The following is an 18,220-nucleotide window of genomic DNA, read 5'->3' on the forward strand; positions in this document are numbered from 1 at the left end:
ATCAGTCGGCCAACGCGGCGCGCTGCAATTCAAACAACTCGGTCATGCCCTTCTGCGCCAGCGCGAGCATCGCGTTCAGCTCTTCAGGCTGGAATGGCGCGCCTTCGGCAGTGCCCTGAACTTCAATGAAACCGCCTGCACTGGTCATGACCACGTTCAGGTCGGTTTCGGCAGCCGAGTCTTCGAGGTAGTCCAGGTCGAGCACCGGCTCACCCTGATACATGCCGACCGAAACGGCCGCGATCATCTGCTTGAGCGGGTCGCCGCCTTTCAGGCCGCCGCGCTTCTTGATCACCTTCAGCGCATCTGCCAGAGCAACCATCGCACCGGTAATAGAAGCCGTACGAGTGCCACCGTCAGCCTGAATAACATCGCAATCGACGTACAAGGTGACGTCGCCCAGCTTGGACATGTCCAGCGCAGCGCGCAGCGAACGACCGATCAGGCGCTGGATTTCGAGTGTACGACCACCCTGCTTGCCGCGGCTGGCTTCGCGCTGATTACGCTCGCCGGTAGCGCGTGGCAGCATGCCGTATTCGGCGGTCAGCCAACCCTGGCCCTGCCCTTTGAGAAAGCGTGGTACGCCGTTTTCGACGCTGACGGTGCAAATCACCTTGGTATCACCAAACTCGACCAGTACAGAACCCTCGGCGTGTTTGGTGTAGTTGCGGGTGATGCGGATCGAGCGGAGCTGATCGGCGGCGCGACCACTTGGACGTTTCATCTGGGATACCTGTACTGAGACGGAAAACTGCTGGGCATTATAGAGGCCACAGCTGCCGCTGGGCATCTCTAAAAGCCGCCAATGCCGATCCAGCGCAAACAGAAGGCCCTGAATCAAGGCTTTCGACGCGCAGATGTCGGTCAAAAAAACGCCTTGCGTCACTTGTCACACTGTCGGATTGGGAGCCTGCGCTGCACTGCGCTACAATCCTGCGCCTCTACAGCCAGCCGGCTTTCACGACGCCCATGATCGCCATTTCTGCGCGTTCATGAACCGAACCACGCTTTGAAAGCGAACCAAGAGGTATTTCCCATGGTGCACAGCATGACTGCCTTTGCCCGAGTAGAGCGGGCCGGTGCCCAGGGCACACTGAGCTGGGAACTGCGCTCGGTCAACCACCGCTATCTTGAGCCACACCTGCGCCTGCCGGAGTCGTTCCGCGATCTGGAAGGCGCGATTCGCGAAGCGCTGCGTCAGGGCCTGTCGCGCGGCAAGGTCGAGTGCACATTGCGCTTTGTCGAGGAAACCGCCGGCAAGCCGCTGCAGGTGGACCTTGAACGCGCAGGCCAATTGATCGCCGCAGCCGAGTCGGTTGCCGGCTTGATCAAACAGCCCGCTGCATTGAACCCGCTCGAGGTGCTGGCATGGCCGGGCGTGCTGGTCGCCGATGCCAACGATCCGCAGGTGTTGAACACCGAGGCCCTGAAACTGTTCAATGATGCGCTGACCGAATTGAAAAGCGGGCGCGGACGCGAAGGCGCAGATCTGGCGCGGCTGCTCGACGAGCGTCTGTCCTCCATCGTCGAAGAAGTCGCCACCTTGCGCACGCTGGTGCCACAGATGCTCGCAACCCAGCGGCAGAAGGTGCTCGATCGCTTTGCCGACATGAAAGCCGAACTCGACCCTCAGCGCCTGGAGCAGGAAATGGTCCTGCTGGCACAGAAAAGCGATGTCGCCGAAGAACTGGACCGCCTCAGCACCCACGTCACTGAAGTGCGTCGCGTACTCAAGGCTGGCGGCCAGGCAGGACGCCGTCTTGATTTCCTGATGCAAGAGCTTAACCGCGAAGCGAATACACTGGGCTCCAAGGCCTTTGACCCACGCAGCACGCAGGCTGCCGTCAACCTCAAAGTGTTGATCGAGCAGATGCGTGAGCAAGTGCAGAATATTGAGTAAGGCTAAACCTGACATGACCCATATCACTGGCACCCTGTACATCATTTCCGCTCCGTCCGGCGCGGGCAAGACCAGTCTGGTCAAGGCGCTGATGGACGCTCAGCAAGAGCCTCAGCACGGCGCTCAGGCAAAGATTCGCGTCTCTGTCTCGCACACCACGCGCGCCATGCGCCCAGGCGAAGTGGACGGTGTGAACTACAACTTCGTCGATCGCGCCACGTTCCTGAGCATGATCGAGCACGGCGACTTTCTCGAGCAGGCCGAGGTCTTCGGCAACCTGTACGGCACGTCGCAGAGCCACCTGCAGCAGACGCTGGACGAAGGCCACGACCTGATTCTGGAAATCGACTGGCAGGGTGCGCGTCAGGTTCGCGCGCAGATGCCGCAGGCCCGCTCCATCTTCATTTTGCCGCCGACCCAGCAGGCCTTGCGCCAGCGCCTGACCAATCGCGGCCAGGACAGCGACGAGATCATCGAAGCGCGGATGCGTGAAGCGGTCAGCGAAATGAGCCACTACAACGAGTATGAGTACGTCGTGGTCAATGACGACTTTGCCGGCGCGCTGGAAGACCTCAAGGCGATTTTCCGCGCCAACCGCCTGACTCAACAGCACCAGCAAGAGCAATACAGCGAGCTTTTTCAGGAGTTGCTGGCTTGATCGAAACGTTTCCAGACATCAGGCAACAGGTTAAAAGCATGCCGTTGGTGGCATGCCGCTTGATGACTGGTACTGTCCGCTTGTAAACTACCGAGTCCGCTCGCCCATCCGGGCATCGCGCATCCGCATTTGCTACGAGGAATACCCATGGCCCGCGTAACCGTTGAAGACTGCCTAGAACACGTGGATAACCGCTTTGAGCTGGTCATGCTCTCTACCAAGCGTGCCCGTCAACTGGCAACCGGCGGCAAAGAACCAAAGCTGGCCTGGGAAAACGACAAGCCTACCGTTATGGCCCTGCGTGAAATCGCGGCTGGCGTAATGGATTACTCTGTAATCGCAGAAGCTGAAATCGTTGAAGATGAGCCATTGTTCGCAGCGTTCGAGGACGAGTCCAACGAGGCCGTCTAAGCCTATGCCAGGTCGACGTAGTACGGCGCAGGGTAAAAGCCATTGGCAAGGGGTAGCGCCTTGCCGAGCATAGACGCCCTCGCCGACAGACTGTCGGCCTACCTCGGCAAGGACCAGGTCAATCTGGTCCGCCGAGCGTATTTCTACGCCGAACAAGCCCACGATGGCCAACGCCGTCGCAGCGGTGAAGCCTACGTCACCCATCCTCTTGCGGTGGCGAACATTCTTGCCGACATGCACATGGACCATCAGAGCCTGATGGCTGCGATGCTGCATGACGTCATCGAAGACACCGGGATTGCCAAGGAAGCGCTCAGCGCCCAATTTGGCGAGACTGTCGCGGAACTGGTCGACGGGGTCAGCAAACTGACCCAGATGAATTTCGAGACCAAGGCCGAAGCCCAGGCGGAAAACTTCCAGAAAATGGCCATGGCCATGGCGCGCGACATTCGCGTCATTCTGGTCAAGCTCGCCGATCGCCTGCACAACATGCGCACGCTGGAAGTCCTGTCCGGCGAAAAGCGCCGGCGCATCGCCAAGGAAACCCTCGAAATCTATGCGCCCATCGCCAATCGGCTGGGCATGCACAGTGTGCGCATCGAATTCGAGGACCTGGGCTTCAAGGCGATGTACCCGATGCGCTCCTCGCGAATCAACCAGGCGGTCAAGCGCGCCAGGGGCAATCGCAAGGAACTGGTCAACAAGATCGAAGAGTCCCTGAGTCATTGCCTGGCCGTCGATGGCATCGAAGGCGACGTCAGTGGGCGGCAGAAACATCTGTATGGCATCTACAAGAAGATGCGCGGCAAGCGTCGCGCCTTCAACGAGATCATGGATGTCTACGCGTTCCGCATCATCGTCGACAAGGTCGACACCTGCTATCGCGTGCTCGGCGCTGTACATAATTTGTACAAGCCACTGCCCGGTCGCTTCAAGGATTACATCGCGATCCCGAAGGCCAACGGCTATCAGTCCCTGCATACCACCTTGTTCGGTATGCATGGCGTGCCTATCGAGATCCAGATTCGCACCCGCGAAATGGAAGAAATGGCCAACAACGGCATCGCGGCGCACTGGCTGTACAAGTCCAGCGACGACGAGCAGCCCAAGGGCACTCACGCCCGAGCCCGACAGTGGGTCAAGGGCGTGCTGGAAATGCAGCAGCGTGCTGGCAACTCCCTGGAATTCATCGAAAGCGTCAAGATCGATCTGTTCCCGGACGAGGTTTACGTTTTCACGCCCAAAGGCCGAATCATGGAGCTGCCCAAAGGCTCCACAGCGGTGGATTTCGCCTACGCGGTACACACCGATGTCGGCAACAGCTGCATTGCCTGCCGGATCAACCGCCGACTGGCGCCGCTTTCCGAACCGCTGCAAAGTGGCTCGACCGTCGAGATTGTCAGCGCACCCGGCGCACGTCCGAATCCGGCCTGGCTGAACTTCGTCGTCACGGGCAAGGCGCGCACCCACATTCGTCACGCGCTCAAGCTGCAACGCCGCTCCGAGTCGATCAATCTGGGCGAGCGCCTGCTGAACAAGGTGCTCAACGGCTTTGAATGCAACCTCGACAAGATCGGTCAGGAGCGCATTCAACTGGTGCTCAACGAATATCGGGTCGAAGTGCTGGAAGACCTGCTCGAAGACATCGGCTTGGGTAATCGCATGGCTTATGTCGTTGCCCGCCGCCTGCTGGGCGAAGGCGATCAGTTGCCAAGCCCTGAAGGCCCGCTGGCGATTCGTGGCACCGAAGGTCTGGTGCTCAGCTACGCCAAATGCTGTACACCAATCCCGGGCGACCCGATTGTCGGCCACCTGTCTGCAGGCAAGGGCATGGTTGTGCACCTGGACAACTGCCGCAACATCAGCGAAATCCGCCACAACCCGGAAAAATGCATCCAGCTGTCCTGGGCCAAGGACGTGACGGGCGAATTCAACGTCGAGCTGCGTGTCGAACTCGAGCATCAGCGCGGTCTGATCGCGCTGTTGGCCAGCAGCGTCAACGCGGCGGACGGCAATATCGAAAAAATCAGCATGGACGAACGCGATGGTCGCATCAGCGTGGTCCAACTGGTGGTCAGCGTGCACGATCGCGTGCACCTGGCTCGTGTGATCAAGAAACTGCGCGCCCTGACCGGTGTCACACGCATCACCCGGATGCGCGCGTAGGCCATCCCATTATCAGGAGTTCTCATGACCAAGACTGTCATCACCAGCGATAAAGCCCCTGCGGCCATCGGCCCTTACTCACAGGCCATCAAAGCTGGCAATACCGTCTACATGTCCGGACAGATCCCGTTGGACCCGAGCACCATGGAACTGGTCGAGGGCATCGAAGCCCAGATCACTCAGGTTTTCGAAAACCTCAAGTCGGTTGCCGAAGCAGCGGGCGGATCTTTCAAGGACATCGTCAAACTGAACATCTTTCTGACCGATCTGGGCCACTTCGCCAAGGTCAACGAGCTGATGAGCGCCTACTTCACTCAGCCTTATCCGGCCCGCGCAGCTATCGGCGTTGCGGCCTTGCCGCGTGGCGCACAGGTTGAAATGGACGCGATTCTCGTCATCGAATAAATCCCCGACGGAGCGTGCCTTGCGCTCCGTTCTCCCTGAAGGAAGGAATCCGTTATGCGCTCCGCGCTCGCCATCTCGCTGCTCGCCGTCATTCTAGGCGGCTGCGCCAGCCACGCCGACCGCAATCCGGACGGCACGTGGATCAACCAGACCGCCATCGACGCCGCCGTCAAGCAAGGCAACTTGCGTCAGGCCCTGCTCGCCAATGGTCCCAACCTGGAGTGGAAAATCAACTCCAAGGCCAACCAGGCCATTTACTCCAATGGCTTCGAGCTGGGCGAAGGCAAGATTGTCAGCGCTGCCGAAGGCAAGCTGCACGTCGACTTCTATGGCAACTTCTTCGAAGACCTGAGCGTCAAGGGTGACGAACTGGTCCAGGCGGCCAGCGAGTCAGGCCCTGAACAGCACTTCCAGAAGCCCGAAGATCCGGCCCCGGACGGCGCTCAGCCAGGCAGCAGCTTCGAGAAAGCCCTGTATGGCGCCTACATGGGCGGCAAGTGGACGGTCGTCGAGGGTGACGGTCAGGGCAGCACTGTGCAATTCATGCCTGATGGCAGTGTGCAGGGGCTTCCGGAAAACGATCGCTACGCGCTCTGCCTGGCAGGTGATTGTGCAGCCATGAGCGGCGAATACGACAGCATGTGGCTGGAGAAAGCCGAGAAAGGCAACCCGTGGATTTTCGCCCGCAAAGGCAAGCAGCTGGAGATATTCCAGGCTGTGAACAACGCCGGCGCGGACCAGATGCCCGAGCTGCGTCCCGGCCCACGTCGCTGGTTACTCGAACAGCAGTAAGCGATTCCGGCATCAGGAGCGCCCTTCACAGCGCTCCTGATCGACCGCTGTTTTAGCCCAGCAAAGCCGCATAACCTGCTTTATAGTCAGGGTAAATCGGCGACCATCCTAATGCCCGCGCCCTGGCATTACTGCAACGCTTGCTGCCCACGCGCTGCACGCTGACCTCCTCCGACCATTCAGTCACCCCCAGATACTCACGGATCCACGCCACCACATCGGCCAGCGCGGCCGGATCGTCGTCGACGCCCAGGTAGCAACTCTCCAGCGCAACGCCGCGTTGATCCGCCAGCAGCACGTGCTCCAGCAGACCGGCCGCATCGTCGGCATGAATGCGATTGGCATAGACCGGCGGATCGATCCTCACGCTGTGTCCCTGACGGACGCGGTTCGACAAGTCACTGCGACCTGGGCCGTAAATACCGGTCAGTCTTACCGCCGTGGCCGGAAACCCGCTGTTCAGCGCGACCTGCTCGGCTTCCAGCATCACCGTGCCGGTGTAGTTGCCGGGCTCGGTGGCGGAGGTTTCATCCACCCACTCCCCGTTCTGCTGACCGTAAACACCGCTGCTTGAAACGAAGATCAAGCGCTTTGGCCGCTGCCCGGTCTGCTCGAGCCAGCTCAACACATTACGCAGGCCCTCGACGTAAGCCATCCGGTAACCCGCTTCGTCACGCTGCGAGGGGGTCGCGCAATACACCACATAGTCCAGTGCCGCATCAGGCCACTGGGCAGGTTTGGGCGTCTTGAACAGATCGCCCGCCACACCGTGAACACCGGCAGGAAGCTCGGAAACAGTGCGCCGCAGCCCATGCACGGTCCAGCCGTGAGGCAGCAGGCGGGTAGCAAGTCGCGAACCAATGTCGCCACAGCCGGCGATCAGAAGCGAAGGAGCGGTCATTCGGTATCTCCAGAAAAGGCGGTGTCAGTATCGTTAAAAACGCTCATCGACAGGCAAGCGTTCGGGCGAATATGTAAAAAAGATACTGTATTACTTTTGTTAACAAGAACGATTTGCAATAATGGCGGCCCATTCGTTCCCCGTGAGCGTCGACAGCACCACGCGACGCACTGGAACCATCCCCTTTTTTCCTCTCAGGTCCGGCCAGCATGAAACGCATTCAATCAATCGCTTCGCCTACCCAGATGCCTCGCCTGCCTCGTGCATGGCGCAGTATCGCAGCCCTTGTCTTGAGCCTGATGTTCGTCCCCATGGCACTCGCGGATCAATCGGCTCCGACCGCGGCCCCTGCGACCTCCACCGCACCTGCGGCAACGGCACCTGCCGCACCTGACGCAGCAGCCCCGGTGCAGGCCATGGAACCCGCCGCCGAAGACAACAGCCTGGGCATGGCGCATGACCTGTCGCCGTGGGGCATGTATCAGAATGCCGACGTGGTGGTCAAAGCGGTCATGATCGGTCTGGCCATCGCCTCGATCATTACGTGGACCATCTGGATCTCCAAGGGTTTCGAGTTGCTGGGTGCCAAGCGCCGGTTGCGCGGCGAAATTGCCAACCTGAAAAAAGCCCGCTCCCTGTCTGAAGCCAGCGCCACCGCCAGCACGGAAGGCACCCTCGCCCACTTGTTGGTGCACGACGCCCTCGAAGAGATGCGTCTGTCGGCCAACAGCCGCGAGCGTGAAGGGATCAAGGAGCGTGTCAGCTTCCGCCTCGAGCGTCTGGTCGCCGCCTGTGGCCGCAACATGAGCATGGGCACCGGCGTGCTGGCGACCATCGGTTCGACTGCGCCGTTCGTAGGTCTGTTCGGTACGGTATGGGGCATCATGAACAGCTTCATCGGCATCGCCAAGACCCAGACCACCAACCTCGCCGTGGTCGCCCCCGGCATCGCCGAAGCCCTTCTGGCCACGGCGCTGGGCCTGGTCGCGGCGATCCCCGCGGTGGTGATCTACAACGTCTTCGCCCGCTCCATCGCCGGTTACAAGGCTCAGGTGTCCGATGCCTCGGCACACGTCCTGCTGCTGGTCAGCCGCGATCTGGATCATCTGCCAGAGCCGTCCGAGCGCAATCAACAACAACCGCACATGGTCAAGGTGGGCTAACACGTGGGCCTGCATCTTAACGAAGGCGGCGACGATCTCGCCGAGAACCATGAAATCAACGTGACGCCGTTCATCGACGTCATGCTGGTGCTGCTGATCATCTTCATGGTGGCTGCGCCGCTGGCGACCGTAGACATCAAAGTCGATCTGCCAGCGTCTACCGCCACACCGCAGCCCAGACCCGAGAAGCCGATCTTTCTAAGCGTGAAAACCGACAAGAGCCTGTACCTGGGCGAAGAGAAGGTTGCCCGCGAGCAGATCGGCCAGGTGCTGGACGCCCGCACCAAGGGCAAGAAAGACACCACGATCTTCTTCCAGGCCGACAAGGGCGTGGATTACGGCGATCTGATGGAGGTCATGAACACGCTTCGGGGTGCGGGTTACCTGAAGGTCGGTCTGGTGGGTCTTGAGACGGCTGGTAAGAAATGATCAGTACGCGCCAAAAACTGACGCGCTATAGCGGTAGTCTGTTGTTGGTGCTGGCCGTGCACGCCATCGCAATCATTGTTGCCGTTCGCTGGCCTGCCCCGCAGCCTGTCGAATTGCCACCGGCCGCCATGATGGTCGAACTTGCGCCAGTGCCCGAACCCGCTCCGCCACCACCGCCCAAGGTCGTTCAGCCGCCTCCGCCGCCAGCCCCGGAGGAGCCGACACCGGTGCCGGAAGTCGTGCAGGCGCCGAAGCCGGAAATCGTGGTGCCCAAGAAGGTCGAGAAGCCCAAGCCCAAACCGCAGCCGCCAAAGCCGCAGAAGAAGCCTGAGCCGCCCAAGGAAAAGCCTGCCGACGAAAAGCCGGTCGATACACCGCCGACCACGGCGCAACCGGCAAAGCCGGTGGCTCCCAAGCCTGCTCCTGCACCTTCGCCACCCAGCAACGCATTGCCGAACTGGCAGGGTGATTTGCTCGGTCATCTGAGCAAGTACAAGAAGTACCCTGAGGATGCACGCCGTCGTGGCATGCAGGGTGTTGCTCGTTTGCGCTTCGTGGTGGACGCTGACGGCAACGTGCTGTCCTACTCGATTGCCAACAGTTCAGGCAGCTCGGCGCTGGATCGAGCGACCATGGAAATGATCCGTCGCGCTCAGCCATTGCCCAAGCCGCCTAAGGAAATCCTCAACAACGGCACCATTGAAATCCTCGCACCGTTCGTTTATTCGCTGGATAAACGTTGAATTGTACTTTTGTTACTCATAAGTACTTCTGATAACGTGCGTCTATCGATTGCACCCGCTATGCTGGGGTCGCAACTTCATGGACGCACGTTATGACTCTTACAGAATTGCGCTACATCGTTACGCTCGCCCAGGAGCAGCACTTTGGCCATGCGGCGGAACGCTGCCATGTCAGCCAGCCAACGCTGTCGGTGGGTGTCAAAAAACTCGAAGACGAACTCGGCGTGCTCATTTTCGAGCGCAGCAAGAGCGCTGTGCGCCTGACACCGGTTGGTGAAGGCATCGTTGCACAGGCGCAGAAAGTGCTTGAGCAGGCCCAGGGTATTCGCGAACTGGCCCAGGCCGGCAAGAACCAGCTGACCGCCCCGCTGAAAGTCGGCGCGATCTACACCGTCGGTCCTTACCTGTTTCCTCACCTGATCCCGCAACTGCACCGGGTCGCCCCACAGATGCCGTTGTACATCGAAGAAAACTTCACGCATGTGCTGCGCGACAAGCTGCGTAACGGTGAGCTGGATGCCGTCATCATTGCCTTGCCGTTCAACGAAGCCGACGTGCTGACCCTGCCGCTTTACGACGAACCGTTCTCTGTCCTGATGCCGGCCGACCATCCCTGGACTCAGAAAGAGACCATCGATGCCTCGGCGCTCAACGACAAGAGCCTGCTATTGCTGGGCGAAGGTCACTGCTTCCGTGATCAGGTCCTGGAAGCCTGCCCGACGCTGGGCAAAGGCAACGAAGGCGCCAAGCACACGACAGTAGAGTCCAGCTCGCTGGAAACCATTCGGCACATGGTCGCCTCCGGGTTGGGCATTTCGATCCTGCCGCTGTCGGCAGTCGACAGCCACCACTACGCGCCCGGCGTGATCGAAGTCCGCCCGCTGACGCCGCCCGTGCCTTTCCGCACGGTCGCCATCGCCTGGCGTGCAAGCTTCCCGAGACCCAAAGCCATCGAAATCCTCGCTGACTCTGCACGTCTGTGCTCGGTGGCACGTCCGAAAACAGTCGCTAGCTAGGCAGAACAGAAATGAGCGAGCTTTCCAGGGTCTCGGTCACGGCGCTCAAGGGTGTCGGTGAAGCGATGGCAGAAAAGCTGGCCAAGGTCGGCCTGGAAACCCTGCAGGATGTGCTGTTCCATCTGCCGCTGCGTTATCAGGACCGCACGCGCATCGTACCGATCGGTGCGTTGCGTCCTGGTCAGGATGCCGTCATCGAAGGCGTGGTCAGCGGTGCCGATGTGGTGATGGGCAAGCGCCGCAGCCTGCTAGTCCGGCTGGGCGATGGCACCGGCGTCGTCAGTCTGCGCTTCTACCATTTCAGCAACGCCCAGAAAGAAAGCATGAAGCGTGGCACGCACCTGCGTTGCTTCGGCGAAGCGCGTCCCGGTGCTTCCGGACTGGAAATCTATCACCCGGAATATCGGGCGATTACCGGTGATGAGCCCGCGCCCGTCGAACAGACCCTCACGCCGATCTACCCGACGACCGAAGGCCTGACCCAACAGCGTCTGCGCCAGCTGTGCCAGCAAAGCCTGGCCATGCTCGGCCCCAAAAGTCTGCCGGACTGGCTGCCTGAAGAGCTGGCCCGAGATTATCAGTTGGCCCCGCTGGATGATGCGATCCGTTACCTGCATCACCCGCCGGCCGATGCCGACGTGGAGGAGCTGGCCCTCGGGCATCACTGGGCGCAGCACCGACTGGCTTTCGAAGAACTGCTGACTCACCAGCTTTCCCAGCAACGCCTGCGTGAAAGCCTGCGGTCACAGCGCGCACCGGCATTGCCCGTTGCGAAAAAACTGCCGAAACAGTTTCTCGCCAACCTCGGCTTTGCCCCCACCGGCGCGCAGCAGCGTGTCGGCAAGGAAGTCGCCTATGACCTGAGTCAGCCTGAGCCGATGCTGCGGCTGATTCAGGGCGACGTAGGGTCGGGCAAGACCGTGGTTGCTGCGCTGGCTGCATTGCAGGCACTGGAAGCGGGTTATCAAGTGGCGCTGATGGCGCCCACCGAGATTCTCGCCGAGCAGCACTACATCAACTTCCAGCGCTGGCTTGAGCCCTTGGGCGTGGGTGTGGCATGGCTGGCGGGCAAGCTCAAAGGCAAGGCGCGCGTCGCGTCTCTGGAGCAGATCGCCGGCGGCACACCCATGGTGGTCGGCACCCATGCGCTGTTTCAGGACGAAGTGCAGTTCAAGAACCTGGCGCTGGTGATCATCGACGAGCAGCACCGGTTCGGCGTGCAGCAACGCCTGGCGCTGCGTAAAAAGGGCGTTGGTGGCCTGATGTGCCCGCATCAATTGATCATGACCGCCACACCGATCCCGCGCACGCTGGCCATGAGTGCCTACGCCGACCTGGATACTTCGATCCTCGACGAACTGCCGCCGGGCAGGACGCCGGTCAATACCGTGCTGGTTGCCGACAGTCGCCGCCTTGAAGTCGTGGAACGTGTGCGCGCCGCCTGCGCAGAAGGTCGCCAGGCCTACTGGGTGTGCACGCTGATCGAAGAATCCGAAGAGCTGACCTGCAAGGCCGCTGAAACCACGTACGAAGAATTGAGCAGCGCGTTGGGTGATGTGCGCGTCGGGCTGATTCACGGGCGCATGAAACCCGCAGAAAAAGCCGCGATCATGGCCGAGTTCAAGCAAGGTGCGCTGCAATTGCTGGTGGCAACGACGGTCATCGAAGTCGGTGTCGACGTGCCGAACTCCAGCCTGATGATCATCGAGAACCCCGAGCGCCTCGGCCTGGCGCAATTGCACCAGTTGCGCGGCCGCGTCGGGCGCGGCAGCGCGGTGAGTCATTGTGTGCTGCTCTACCATCCGCCGCTTTCACAAATCGGACGGCAGCGGCTGGGCATCATGCGCGAAACCAACGACGGTTTCGTCATCGCCGAAAAAGACCTCGAACTGCGCGGCCCTGGCGAAATGCTAGGTACCCGACAAACGGGCCTTCTGCAGTTCAAGGTCGCCGACCTGATGCGCGACGCAGACCTGCTACCGGCCGTACGCGACGCGGCTCAGGCGCTGTTGGAGCGCTGGCCGCAACACGTCAGCCCGCTGCTCGACAGGTGGCTGCGTCATGGCCAGCAGTATGGCCAGGTGTGATGCAGACTATGCTTTGCAAACCGCGTGCGACCCAAATCGAATAACGTGGTTATACTTCAGAAAATGTAGGAATTTGGACATAGCTCATGACAGAAGTCGCCCACGTCAATGATCCGCACCATGCGCCGTCGGTAATCCGGCAGTTGCTTGAAAAATTGGCTATCAGCTACAACGAAGTCGTGGACGAAAAAAACCTCCCTCCAGCGCGCAAGGTGCAGGCTGTGCTGGTCGAGGACGCTGTCGGTGCATTGCTTATCCTGTTCCCGCAAAGCCAGTTGCTCGACCTCTCTCGCATCACCGAGCTGACCGGTCGCAAACTGACCGCCGTACCGCACGAGCGGCTGGCGCGCATGCTCACCAAGCACAACCTGCGCGTACTGCCAGGTCTCCCGGCGCTGACCAGCTCACCGTGCCTTTACGACGAGCGCCTGCTTCAGGAGCCAACCCTGTTGGTGGGTTCGGGCGAGCCTGGTGTCCTGCTGGAAATCAGCAGCGACGACTTCAAGGGCATGCTGAGCAAGGCCAGCGCCGCGCACTTTGGTCAACCGGTGGCGACGATCCGGCCGAACCTCGATCGTCCTGACGACGATCCTGCAGAAATCACCCAGGCCATGCATGCCTTTACGGCGCGCCGCATCCAGCAGCGTCTGGAGGCGACTCTGGAGATTCCGCCGCTGGCCGGCACTGCGCAGAAAATCATCAAACTGCGTGTCGACCCCGATGCGACTATCGACGACATCACCGGCGTCGTCGAAACCGATCCTGCGCTGGCCGCTCAGGTCGTCAGCTGGGCCGCTTCGCCGTATTACGCGTCGACCGGCAAGATTCGTTCGGTCGAAGACGCAATCGTCCGCGTACTGGGCTTCGATCTGGTGATCAATCTGGCACTGGGCCTCGCACTGGGCAAAACCCTGAGCCTGCCCAAGGATCAGCCACAACAGACCACGCCGTACTGGCAGCAATCCATCTACACCGCTGCTGTCATCGAAGGCCTGACCCGCGCCATTCCGCGCGCCAGCCGGCCGGAGGGTGGTCTGAGCTACCTCGCCGGCTTGCTGCATAACTTCGGTTACCTGCTGCTGGCGCACGTGTTTCCACCGCACTTCACCCTGATTTGCCGGCAACTGGAAGTTAACCCGCATTTGCACCACAGCTTTATCGAGCAGCATCTGCTGGGTATCAGCCGCGAGCAGATCGGTGCGTGGCTGATGCGCTATTGGGACATGCCGGATGAGCTCTCCATCGCATTGCGTTTCCAGCACGACCCGCACTACAAGGGTGAGCATCACGTCTATGCCAACCTGGTGTATCTGGCAGTGCGCCTGCTGCGAGCCAACGGTATCGGCTCCGGTCCCGAGCAGGACATCCCGGACGAACTGTTCGACCGCCTGGGACTGACGCGCGACAAAGCCAACGAATCAGTGAAAAAAGTGCTCGAGGCCGAAGTGCTGCTGCGCGAACTGGCGTCGCAGTTCAGCAAGTAATCTGCGGATCTAGTATGCGAATAGTGCCGACGGCTCTGGCTCAGGCACTACTCCCCCGAACCTCAAAAAGGCTCGCTCTCAGACTCCGGCAGGTGCTCATCCAGGCGTAGCCATGGAAGCCGGTTGGTAACACAGCTCGCCGCAATGGCAGCCACCCGGGTGTATCTCGCTCATCCGCGCCCCTCCTGTTCATGCCCACAACCCCAGCGACAATAAAATTCCCGCAACTGCCGAATGAAAGGTCGGTGAAAGCTTGGCCAATTAGCATCAGCCCACTTCCGGCAAAAAGACCGGTTAGCCAGGAACGGACTCCGCGGTGTTTCAGGCCCAATTAACAACAATAATGGTGACTCCGATGCTTCCTGACTTCTCGCTCCACACTCTCCTTGCGCCCCCACTCCACGTACCGATCTGCTGAGCTGACTCGTTCATTTCACGTTCTGTAGCCGTATTACGTCTGGAGTATTCCCATGCTGACTTTCCTTGGCTTTGCCATGGTTATTGCGTTCATGTACCTGATCATGAGCAAGCGCCTGACTGCGCTGATCGCCTTGATCCTGGTCCCGATCATCTTCGCCCTGTTCGGTGGCTTCGCGTCGCAGATCGGCCCGATGATGCTGGCAGGTATCACCAAGCTGGCGCCGACCGGCGTGATGCTGATGTTCGCCATTCTGTACTTTGCGCTGATGATCGACTCCGGTCTGTTCGACCCGGCCGTGCGCAAGATCCTGAAAATGGTCAAGGGCGACCCGATGCGCATTTCGGTCGGCACCGCCGTACTTGCGCTGGTGGTGTCCCTCGATGGTGACGGCGCGACCACCTACATGATCTGCGTTGCCGCCATGCTGCCGCTGTACAGCCGCATCGGCATGAGCCCGCGCATCATGGCCGGCCTGATCATTCTGGCCGGCGGCGTGATGAACATGACGCCCTGGGGCGGCCCGACCGCTCGTGCGGCCAGCGCCCTGCACGTCGATGCCTCCGACATCTTCGTACCGATGATCCCGGCCATGCTGGCAGGTGTGATCGCGATCCTGGCGATTGCCTACTTCTACGGCAAACGCGAACGTGCCCGTCTGGGTGAACTGCACCTGCAGGGTGATGAAGTCGACCACAGCGAAATCAGCGTCTCGCAATTCCCCGACGCGCGTCGTCCAAAACTTATCTGGTTCAACGCTGCCCTGACCCTGACGCTGATGGTCGCCCTGATCATGGGCCTGCTGCCCCTGCCGGTCCTGTTCATGATCGCGTTCAGTATCGCAATGATCATCAACTACCCGAACCTGCAGGACCAGAAGGACCGCGTCTCGGCCCACGCCGGTAGCGTACTGGCGGTGGTCGGCCTGATCTTCGCCGCGGGTATCTTCACCGGCATCCTGTCCGGCACCGGCATGGTCGACGCGATGTCGAAAAGCCTGCTGGCAGTGATCCCGGATGCGCTGGGCCCGTACCTCGCCGTGATCACCGCGCTGGTGAGCATGCCGTTCACCTTCTTCATGTCCAACGACGCGTTCTACTACGGCGTACTGCCTGTGCTGTCCGAAGCCGCTGCCCACTACGGCATCAGCCCGGTGGAAATGGCCCGCGCTTCGATCGTCGGTCAGCCGGTCCACCTGCTCAGCCCGTTGGTGCCTTCGACCTACCTGCTGGTGGCACTGGCCGGTATCGAGTTCGGCGACCACCAGCGCTTCACCCTGAAATGGGCGATTCTGGTGTGCATGTGCATCCTGGTTGCCGCGCTGCTGATGGGGATCTTCCCGTTCTATAGCAGCATGTAAGCGTCTTTAGCTGTCCCAGGACTCGCCGTCGACTTGATCGTTGACGGCGAGTTTTTGCGTTTGCGGCCATCAATTGGTTGAAGGCCGATACTGCAAGGCCTCGGCCAGATGACTGCGGTTGATCGCGTCCACCTGCTCCAGATCCGCCAGGGTTCGCGCCACTTTCAGCAATCGATGCGCCGAGCGTAATGAGAGGGTCAAACGCTCACACGCTGTCTCCAGCCAGCTTTCATCGACACTGGACAGCGCGCAGTACTCGCGCAGCCCCGGCAGATCGAGAAACGCATTCGCACAGCCCTGACGACGTTGCTGACGGTCTCTCGCCTCAGCGACCACGGCTGCGGCGCTGGCGGTGTTTTCACTGGTGGTCGGGTCAGGGTTGAGGGCGGTGGCTTCGCGAGCGACGGTCAGGTGCAGGTCGATCCGGTCCAGCAGCGGTCCGGACAACTTGTTGCGATAGCGCTGCACCTGCTCGGTGGAACAGCGGCAGCGCCCGGTCGGCTCACCGAGATAGCCACAGGGACACGGGTTCATCGCCGCCACCAACTGGAACCGCGCCGGAAAGCGCACGCGATCCCGCGCCCGGGAAATCACGATATGCCCGGACTCCAGCGGCTCACGCAAAACCTCCAGCACGCGGCGATCAAACTCCGGCAGCTCATCAAGGAATAGAACGCCGTGATGCGCCAACGTGATCTCGCCAGGTTGCGGACGACTGCCACCGCCCACCAACGCAGGCCCGGACGCCGAGTGATGCGGCTGGCGAAACGGCCGCTGCGGCCAACTGGTCAGCGGCACCTGGCTGGCAACCGACTGAATCGCCGCTACCTCCAGCGCTTCATGCTCGTCCAGCGGCGGCAACAAACCCGGCAGGCGACTGGCGAGCAGCGTCTTGCCAGTGCCGGGCGGCCCGCTGAACAGCAGGTTATGCGCACCGGCAGCGGCGATTACCAGCGCACGCTTTGCCGCCGTCTGACCCTGCACTTCGCTTAAATCCGGATACGGCTTGGGCTGATGCAGCAGACCACTGGACTGATACGGCGCAATCACCGTGCGCCCGTTGAAATGCGCGACCAGCTCCAGCAAGTGGCTCACCGCAATCACCCGCAGCCCCGACGCCAGGCACGCTTCCTCCGCGTTCACCGCCGGGATGATCAGCGTCCGCTCCGCCGCACGCGCCGCCAGCGCAGCAGGCAGCACACCCTGAATCGGCCGAATCGCCCCCGACAACGCCAACTCGCCCAAGCATTCAACGTCCTGCAACGCCACCAACGGCACCTGCCCGCTGGCGGCCAGCAAACCCAGCGCAATCGCCAGATCGAACCGCCCGCCATCCTTGGGCAAATCAGCCGGCGCAAGGTTGAGCGTGATCCGCCGCGCCGGAAAATCCAGCCCGGAATTGAGAATGGCACTGCGCACCCGGTCCTTGCTCTCCTTGACCGCCCCCTCCGGCAACCCCACCAGCGTCAGGGCCGGCAGGCCGTTGGCCAGATGCGCTTCAACAGTAACCGCCGGGGCTTCCACCCCGACCTGGGCACGACTATGGACGATAGCCAGCGACATGGATCATTCCTTGATATGAGCGATGGGCGGGTATCGTGCTTTATTTGCGGGGTGGGGGTGAGGGGGGAATGGATACAGGGTGTGAGTGAGGCGAGAACGACGGATATATATTTTGGTTGCGTAGAAATGCCATAAACATTGCTTTAAATGCTGAAACAAACCAAGCAGGAGCATTGATATGAGCATCCGCCTTGCCCTTCCCGAGGACTCGCTGCAAATAGCGACGATTCATCTGGAGTCATGGAGAAGTGCCTATGAGGGCATCATTCCCTCTGCCTATATCAATCGGATAACGCTTGAGGCGAGGCTGTCCCATTGGACCAAGGAGATCGCTTCGGGCGAATCGGACCTGTACGTCAAAGTCGACAGGTTAGATCGGGTCTTGGGCTGGATGGCCACGGGGGCTGACAGGGAACATCCCGAAGACCGCGGCGTCGCGGAAGTACAGGCCATCTATGTCAGCCCAGCGCACACACGCCAAGGCATTGGGCGAGAGCTGTTCGACCATGTGATGCCTCTCTTTCAATCCGCTGGCCACACCAGAGTTGTCGTCTGGGTGCTGGAGAGCAATGCCCCTGCCATCGATTTCTACCATCAACGAGGGTTCGCAAAAGAGCCTATCGAAACCAAGACGATCGAACGAGGCAATGCCAGGTTGGTCGAGATCAAACTTGAACAGCTCATCACGACACCGCCCTCAACGGTGCCCTGCTCACCTTAGTCA

Annotated in this window: 17 protein-coding genes; 14 read left to right on the forward strand and 3 right to left on the reverse strand. The window is 60.7% G+C overall.

Annotation, left to right across the window (positions count from 1 at the left end):
- Position 1: 1 nt before the first annotated feature.
- Positions 2 to 724, reverse strand: coding sequence for a ribonuclease PH (gene rph, locus JOE34_RS05190; protein WP_003313989.1), 723 nt, complete (start codon positions 722 to 724; stop codon positions 2 to 4).
- 312 nt (positions 725 to 1,036) lie between these two features.
- Between rph and JOE34_RS05195 the strand changes: the two genes are divergently transcribed.
- The 6 genes from JOE34_RS05195 to JOE34_RS05220 all read left to right on the forward strand — a co-directional run bounded on the left by JOE34_RS05195 (position 1,037) and on the right by JOE34_RS05220 (position 6,332).
- Positions 1,037 to 1,900, forward strand: a complete 864-nt coding sequence (locus tag JOE34_RS05195) for a YicC/YloC family endoribonuclease (RefSeq protein WP_003344441.1) — start codon at positions 1,037 to 1,039, stop codon at positions 1,898 to 1,900.
- 13 nt (positions 1,901 to 1,913) lie between these two features.
- Entirely contained in the window at positions 1,914 to 2,558 is a 645-nt protein-coding gene (gene gmk / locus JOE34_RS05200; protein WP_003344442.1) for a guanylate kinase, read from the forward strand.
- A 147-nt stretch (positions 2,559 to 2,705) separates the two neighbouring features.
- Positions 2,706 to 2,969, forward strand: coding sequence for a DNA-directed RNA polymerase subunit omega (gene rpoZ, locus JOE34_RS05205; protein WP_003320174.1), 264 nt, complete (start codon positions 2,706 to 2,708; stop codon positions 2,967 to 2,969).
- A gap of 60 nt (positions 2,970 to 3,029) precedes the next feature.
- Positions 3,030 to 5,135, forward strand: coding sequence for a bifunctional GTP diphosphokinase/guanosine-3',5'-bis pyrophosphate 3'-pyrophosphohydrolase (gene spoT / locus JOE34_RS05210; protein WP_003313985.1), 2,106 nt, complete (start codon positions 3,030 to 3,032; stop codon positions 5,133 to 5,135).
- A gap of 24 nt (positions 5,136 to 5,159) precedes the next feature.
- Complete coding sequence (locus JOE34_RS05215) at positions 5,160 to 5,540, forward strand: RidA family protein (protein ID WP_003313984.1); 381 nt, start codon at positions 5,160 to 5,162, stop codon at positions 5,538 to 5,540.
- Positions 5,541 to 5,594: 54 nt separating this feature from the next.
- On the forward strand, positions 5,595 to 6,332 hold the full coding sequence (locus JOE34_RS05220; protein ID WP_003313983.1) for a lipoprotein: 738 nt from the start codon (positions 5,595 to 5,597) through the stop codon (positions 6,330 to 6,332).
- A gap of 52 nt (positions 6,333 to 6,384) precedes the next feature.
- On the opposite strand, the gene JOE34_RS05225 is transcribed toward JOE34_RS05220, so the two are convergent.
- On the reverse strand, positions 6,385 to 7,233 hold the full coding sequence (locus JOE34_RS05225) for an SDR family oxidoreductase (RefSeq protein ID WP_003425920.1): 849 nt from the start codon (positions 7,231 to 7,233) through the stop codon (positions 6,385 to 6,387).
- A gap of 209 nt (positions 7,234 to 7,442) precedes the next feature.
- On the opposite strand from JOE34_RS05225, the gene exbB reads away from it, so the two are divergent.
- From exbB to JOE34_RS05260, 7 genes are all read left to right on the forward strand, one after another.
- Positions 7,443 to 8,396: a tonB-system energizer ExbB gene (exbB, locus tag JOE34_RS05230; RefSeq protein WP_003392612.1), complete on the forward strand. Its 954-nt coding sequence runs from the start codon at positions 7,443 to 7,445 to the stop codon at positions 8,394 to 8,396.
- Between the two features lie 3 nt (positions 8,397 to 8,399).
- Entirely contained in the window at positions 8,400 to 8,825 is a 426-nt protein-coding gene (gene exbD, locus JOE34_RS05235) for a TonB system transport protein ExbD (protein ID WP_002551495.1), read from the forward strand.
- Entirely contained in the window at positions 8,822 to 9,568 is a 747-nt protein-coding gene (locus tag JOE34_RS05240) for an energy transducer TonB (RefSeq protein WP_003313979.1), read from the forward strand. The genes exbD and JOE34_RS05240 overlap by 4 nt, the downstream gene beginning before the upstream one ends.
- Before the next feature lie 92 nt (positions 9,569 to 9,660).
- Positions 9,661 to 10,584 (forward strand): hydrogen peroxide-inducible genes activator, encoded by a 924-nt coding sequence (locus JOE34_RS05245; protein ID WP_002551493.1) that lies wholly within the window; start codon positions 9,661 to 9,663, stop codon positions 10,582 to 10,584.
- An 11-nt stretch (positions 10,585 to 10,595) separates the two neighbouring features.
- Complete coding sequence (gene recG / locus JOE34_RS05250; RefSeq protein ID WP_003425918.1) at positions 10,596 to 12,671, forward strand: ATP-dependent DNA helicase RecG; 2,076 nt, start codon at positions 10,596 to 10,598, stop codon at positions 12,669 to 12,671.
- A gap of 86 nt (positions 12,672 to 12,757) precedes the next feature.
- The gene (locus JOE34_RS05255) at positions 12,758 to 14,155 is read left to right on the forward strand and encodes an aminoacyl-tRNA deacylase and HDOD domain-containing protein (RefSeq protein WP_003425915.1); all 1,398 of its coding nucleotides are present in this window, start codon (positions 12,758 to 12,760) and stop codon (positions 14,153 to 14,155) included.
- A gap of 470 nt (positions 14,156 to 14,625) precedes the next feature.
- Positions 14,626 to 15,933, forward strand: a complete 1,308-nt coding sequence (locus JOE34_RS05260) for a CitMHS family transporter (protein ID WP_003313973.1) — start codon at positions 14,626 to 14,628, stop codon at positions 15,931 to 15,933.
- Positions 15,934 to 16,002: 69 nt separating this feature from the next.
- On the opposite strand, the gene JOE34_RS05265 is transcribed toward JOE34_RS05260, so the two are convergent.
- A complete protein-coding gene (locus tag JOE34_RS05265; protein WP_003413980.1) occupies positions 16,003 to 17,496 on the reverse strand; it encodes a YifB family Mg chelatase-like AAA ATPase in 1,494 nt (497 codons plus the stop codon).
- Between the two features lie 178 nt (positions 17,497 to 17,674).
- Between JOE34_RS05265 and JOE34_RS05270 the strand changes: the two genes are divergently transcribed.
- Positions 17,675 to 18,217 carry a GNAT family N-acetyltransferase gene (locus JOE34_RS05270; protein ID WP_003313963.1) on the forward strand — a complete coding sequence of 181 codons (543 nt, stop codon included), beginning with the start codon at positions 17,675 to 17,677 and terminating at the stop codon, positions 18,215 to 18,217.
- Positions 18,218 to 18,220: the final 3 nt, after the last annotated feature.

Origin of the sequence: Pseudomonas sp. PvP028, assembly GCF_017832255.1 — a bacterium.
In the GTDB taxonomy this organism is placed as follows: domain Bacteria; phylum Pseudomonadota; class Gammaproteobacteria; order Pseudomonadales; family Pseudomonadaceae; genus Aquipseudomonas; species Aquipseudomonas syringae.

What these genes read in the sequence shown, in the direction of transcription:
- rph (WP_003313989.1), bottom strand. Translation starts at nt 724, where the DNA reads ATGAAACGTCCAAGTGGTCGCGCCGCCGATCAGCTCCGCTCGATCCGC.
- JOE34_RS05195 (WP_003344441.1), top strand. Translation starts at nt 1,037, where the DNA reads ATGGTGCACAGCATGACTGCCTTTGCCCGAGTAGAGCGGGCCGGTGCC.
- gmk (WP_003344442.1), top strand. Translation starts at nt 1,914, where the DNA reads ATGACCCATATCACTGGCACCCTGTACATCATTTCCGCTCCGTCCGGC.
- rpoZ (WP_003320174.1), top strand. Translation starts at nt 2,706, where the DNA reads ATGGCCCGCGTAACCGTTGAAGACTGCCTAGAACACGTGGATAACCGC.
- JOE34_RS05215 (WP_003313984.1), top strand. Translation starts at nt 5,160, where the DNA reads ATGACCAAGACTGTCATCACCAGCGATAAAGCCCCTGCGGCCATCGGC.
- JOE34_RS05220 (WP_003313983.1), top strand. Translation starts at nt 5,595, where the DNA reads ATGCGCTCCGCGCTCGCCATCTCGCTGCTCGCCGTCATTCTAGGCGGC.
- JOE34_RS05225 (WP_003425920.1), bottom strand. Translation starts at nt 7,233, where the DNA reads ATGACCGCTCCTTCGCTTCTGATCGCCGGCTGTGGCGACATTGGTTCG.
- exbB (WP_003392612.1), top strand. Translation starts at nt 7,443, where the DNA reads ATGAAACGCATTCAATCAATCGCTTCGCCTACCCAGATGCCTCGCCTG.
- JOE34_RS05240 (WP_003313979.1), top strand. Translation starts at nt 8,822, where the DNA reads ATGATCAGTACGCGCCAAAAACTGACGCGCTATAGCGGTAGTCTGTTG.
- JOE34_RS05245 (WP_002551493.1), top strand. Translation starts at nt 9,661, where the DNA reads ATGACTCTTACAGAATTGCGCTACATCGTTACGCTCGCCCAGGAGCAG.
- recG (WP_003425918.1), top strand. Translation starts at nt 10,596, where the DNA reads ATGAGCGAGCTTTCCAGGGTCTCGGTCACGGCGCTCAAGGGTGTCGGT.
- JOE34_RS05255 (WP_003425915.1), top strand. Translation starts at nt 12,758, where the DNA reads ATGACAGAAGTCGCCCACGTCAATGATCCGCACCATGCGCCGTCGGTA.
- JOE34_RS05260 (WP_003313973.1), top strand. Translation starts at nt 14,626, where the DNA reads ATGCTGACTTTCCTTGGCTTTGCCATGGTTATTGCGTTCATGTACCTG.
- JOE34_RS05265 (WP_003413980.1), bottom strand. Translation starts at nt 17,496, where the DNA reads ATGTCGCTGGCTATCGTCCATAGTCGTGCCCAGGTCGGGGTGGAAGCC.
- JOE34_RS05270 (WP_003313963.1), top strand. Translation starts at nt 17,675, where the DNA reads ATGAGCATCCGCCTTGCCCTTCCCGAGGACTCGCTGCAAATAGCGACG.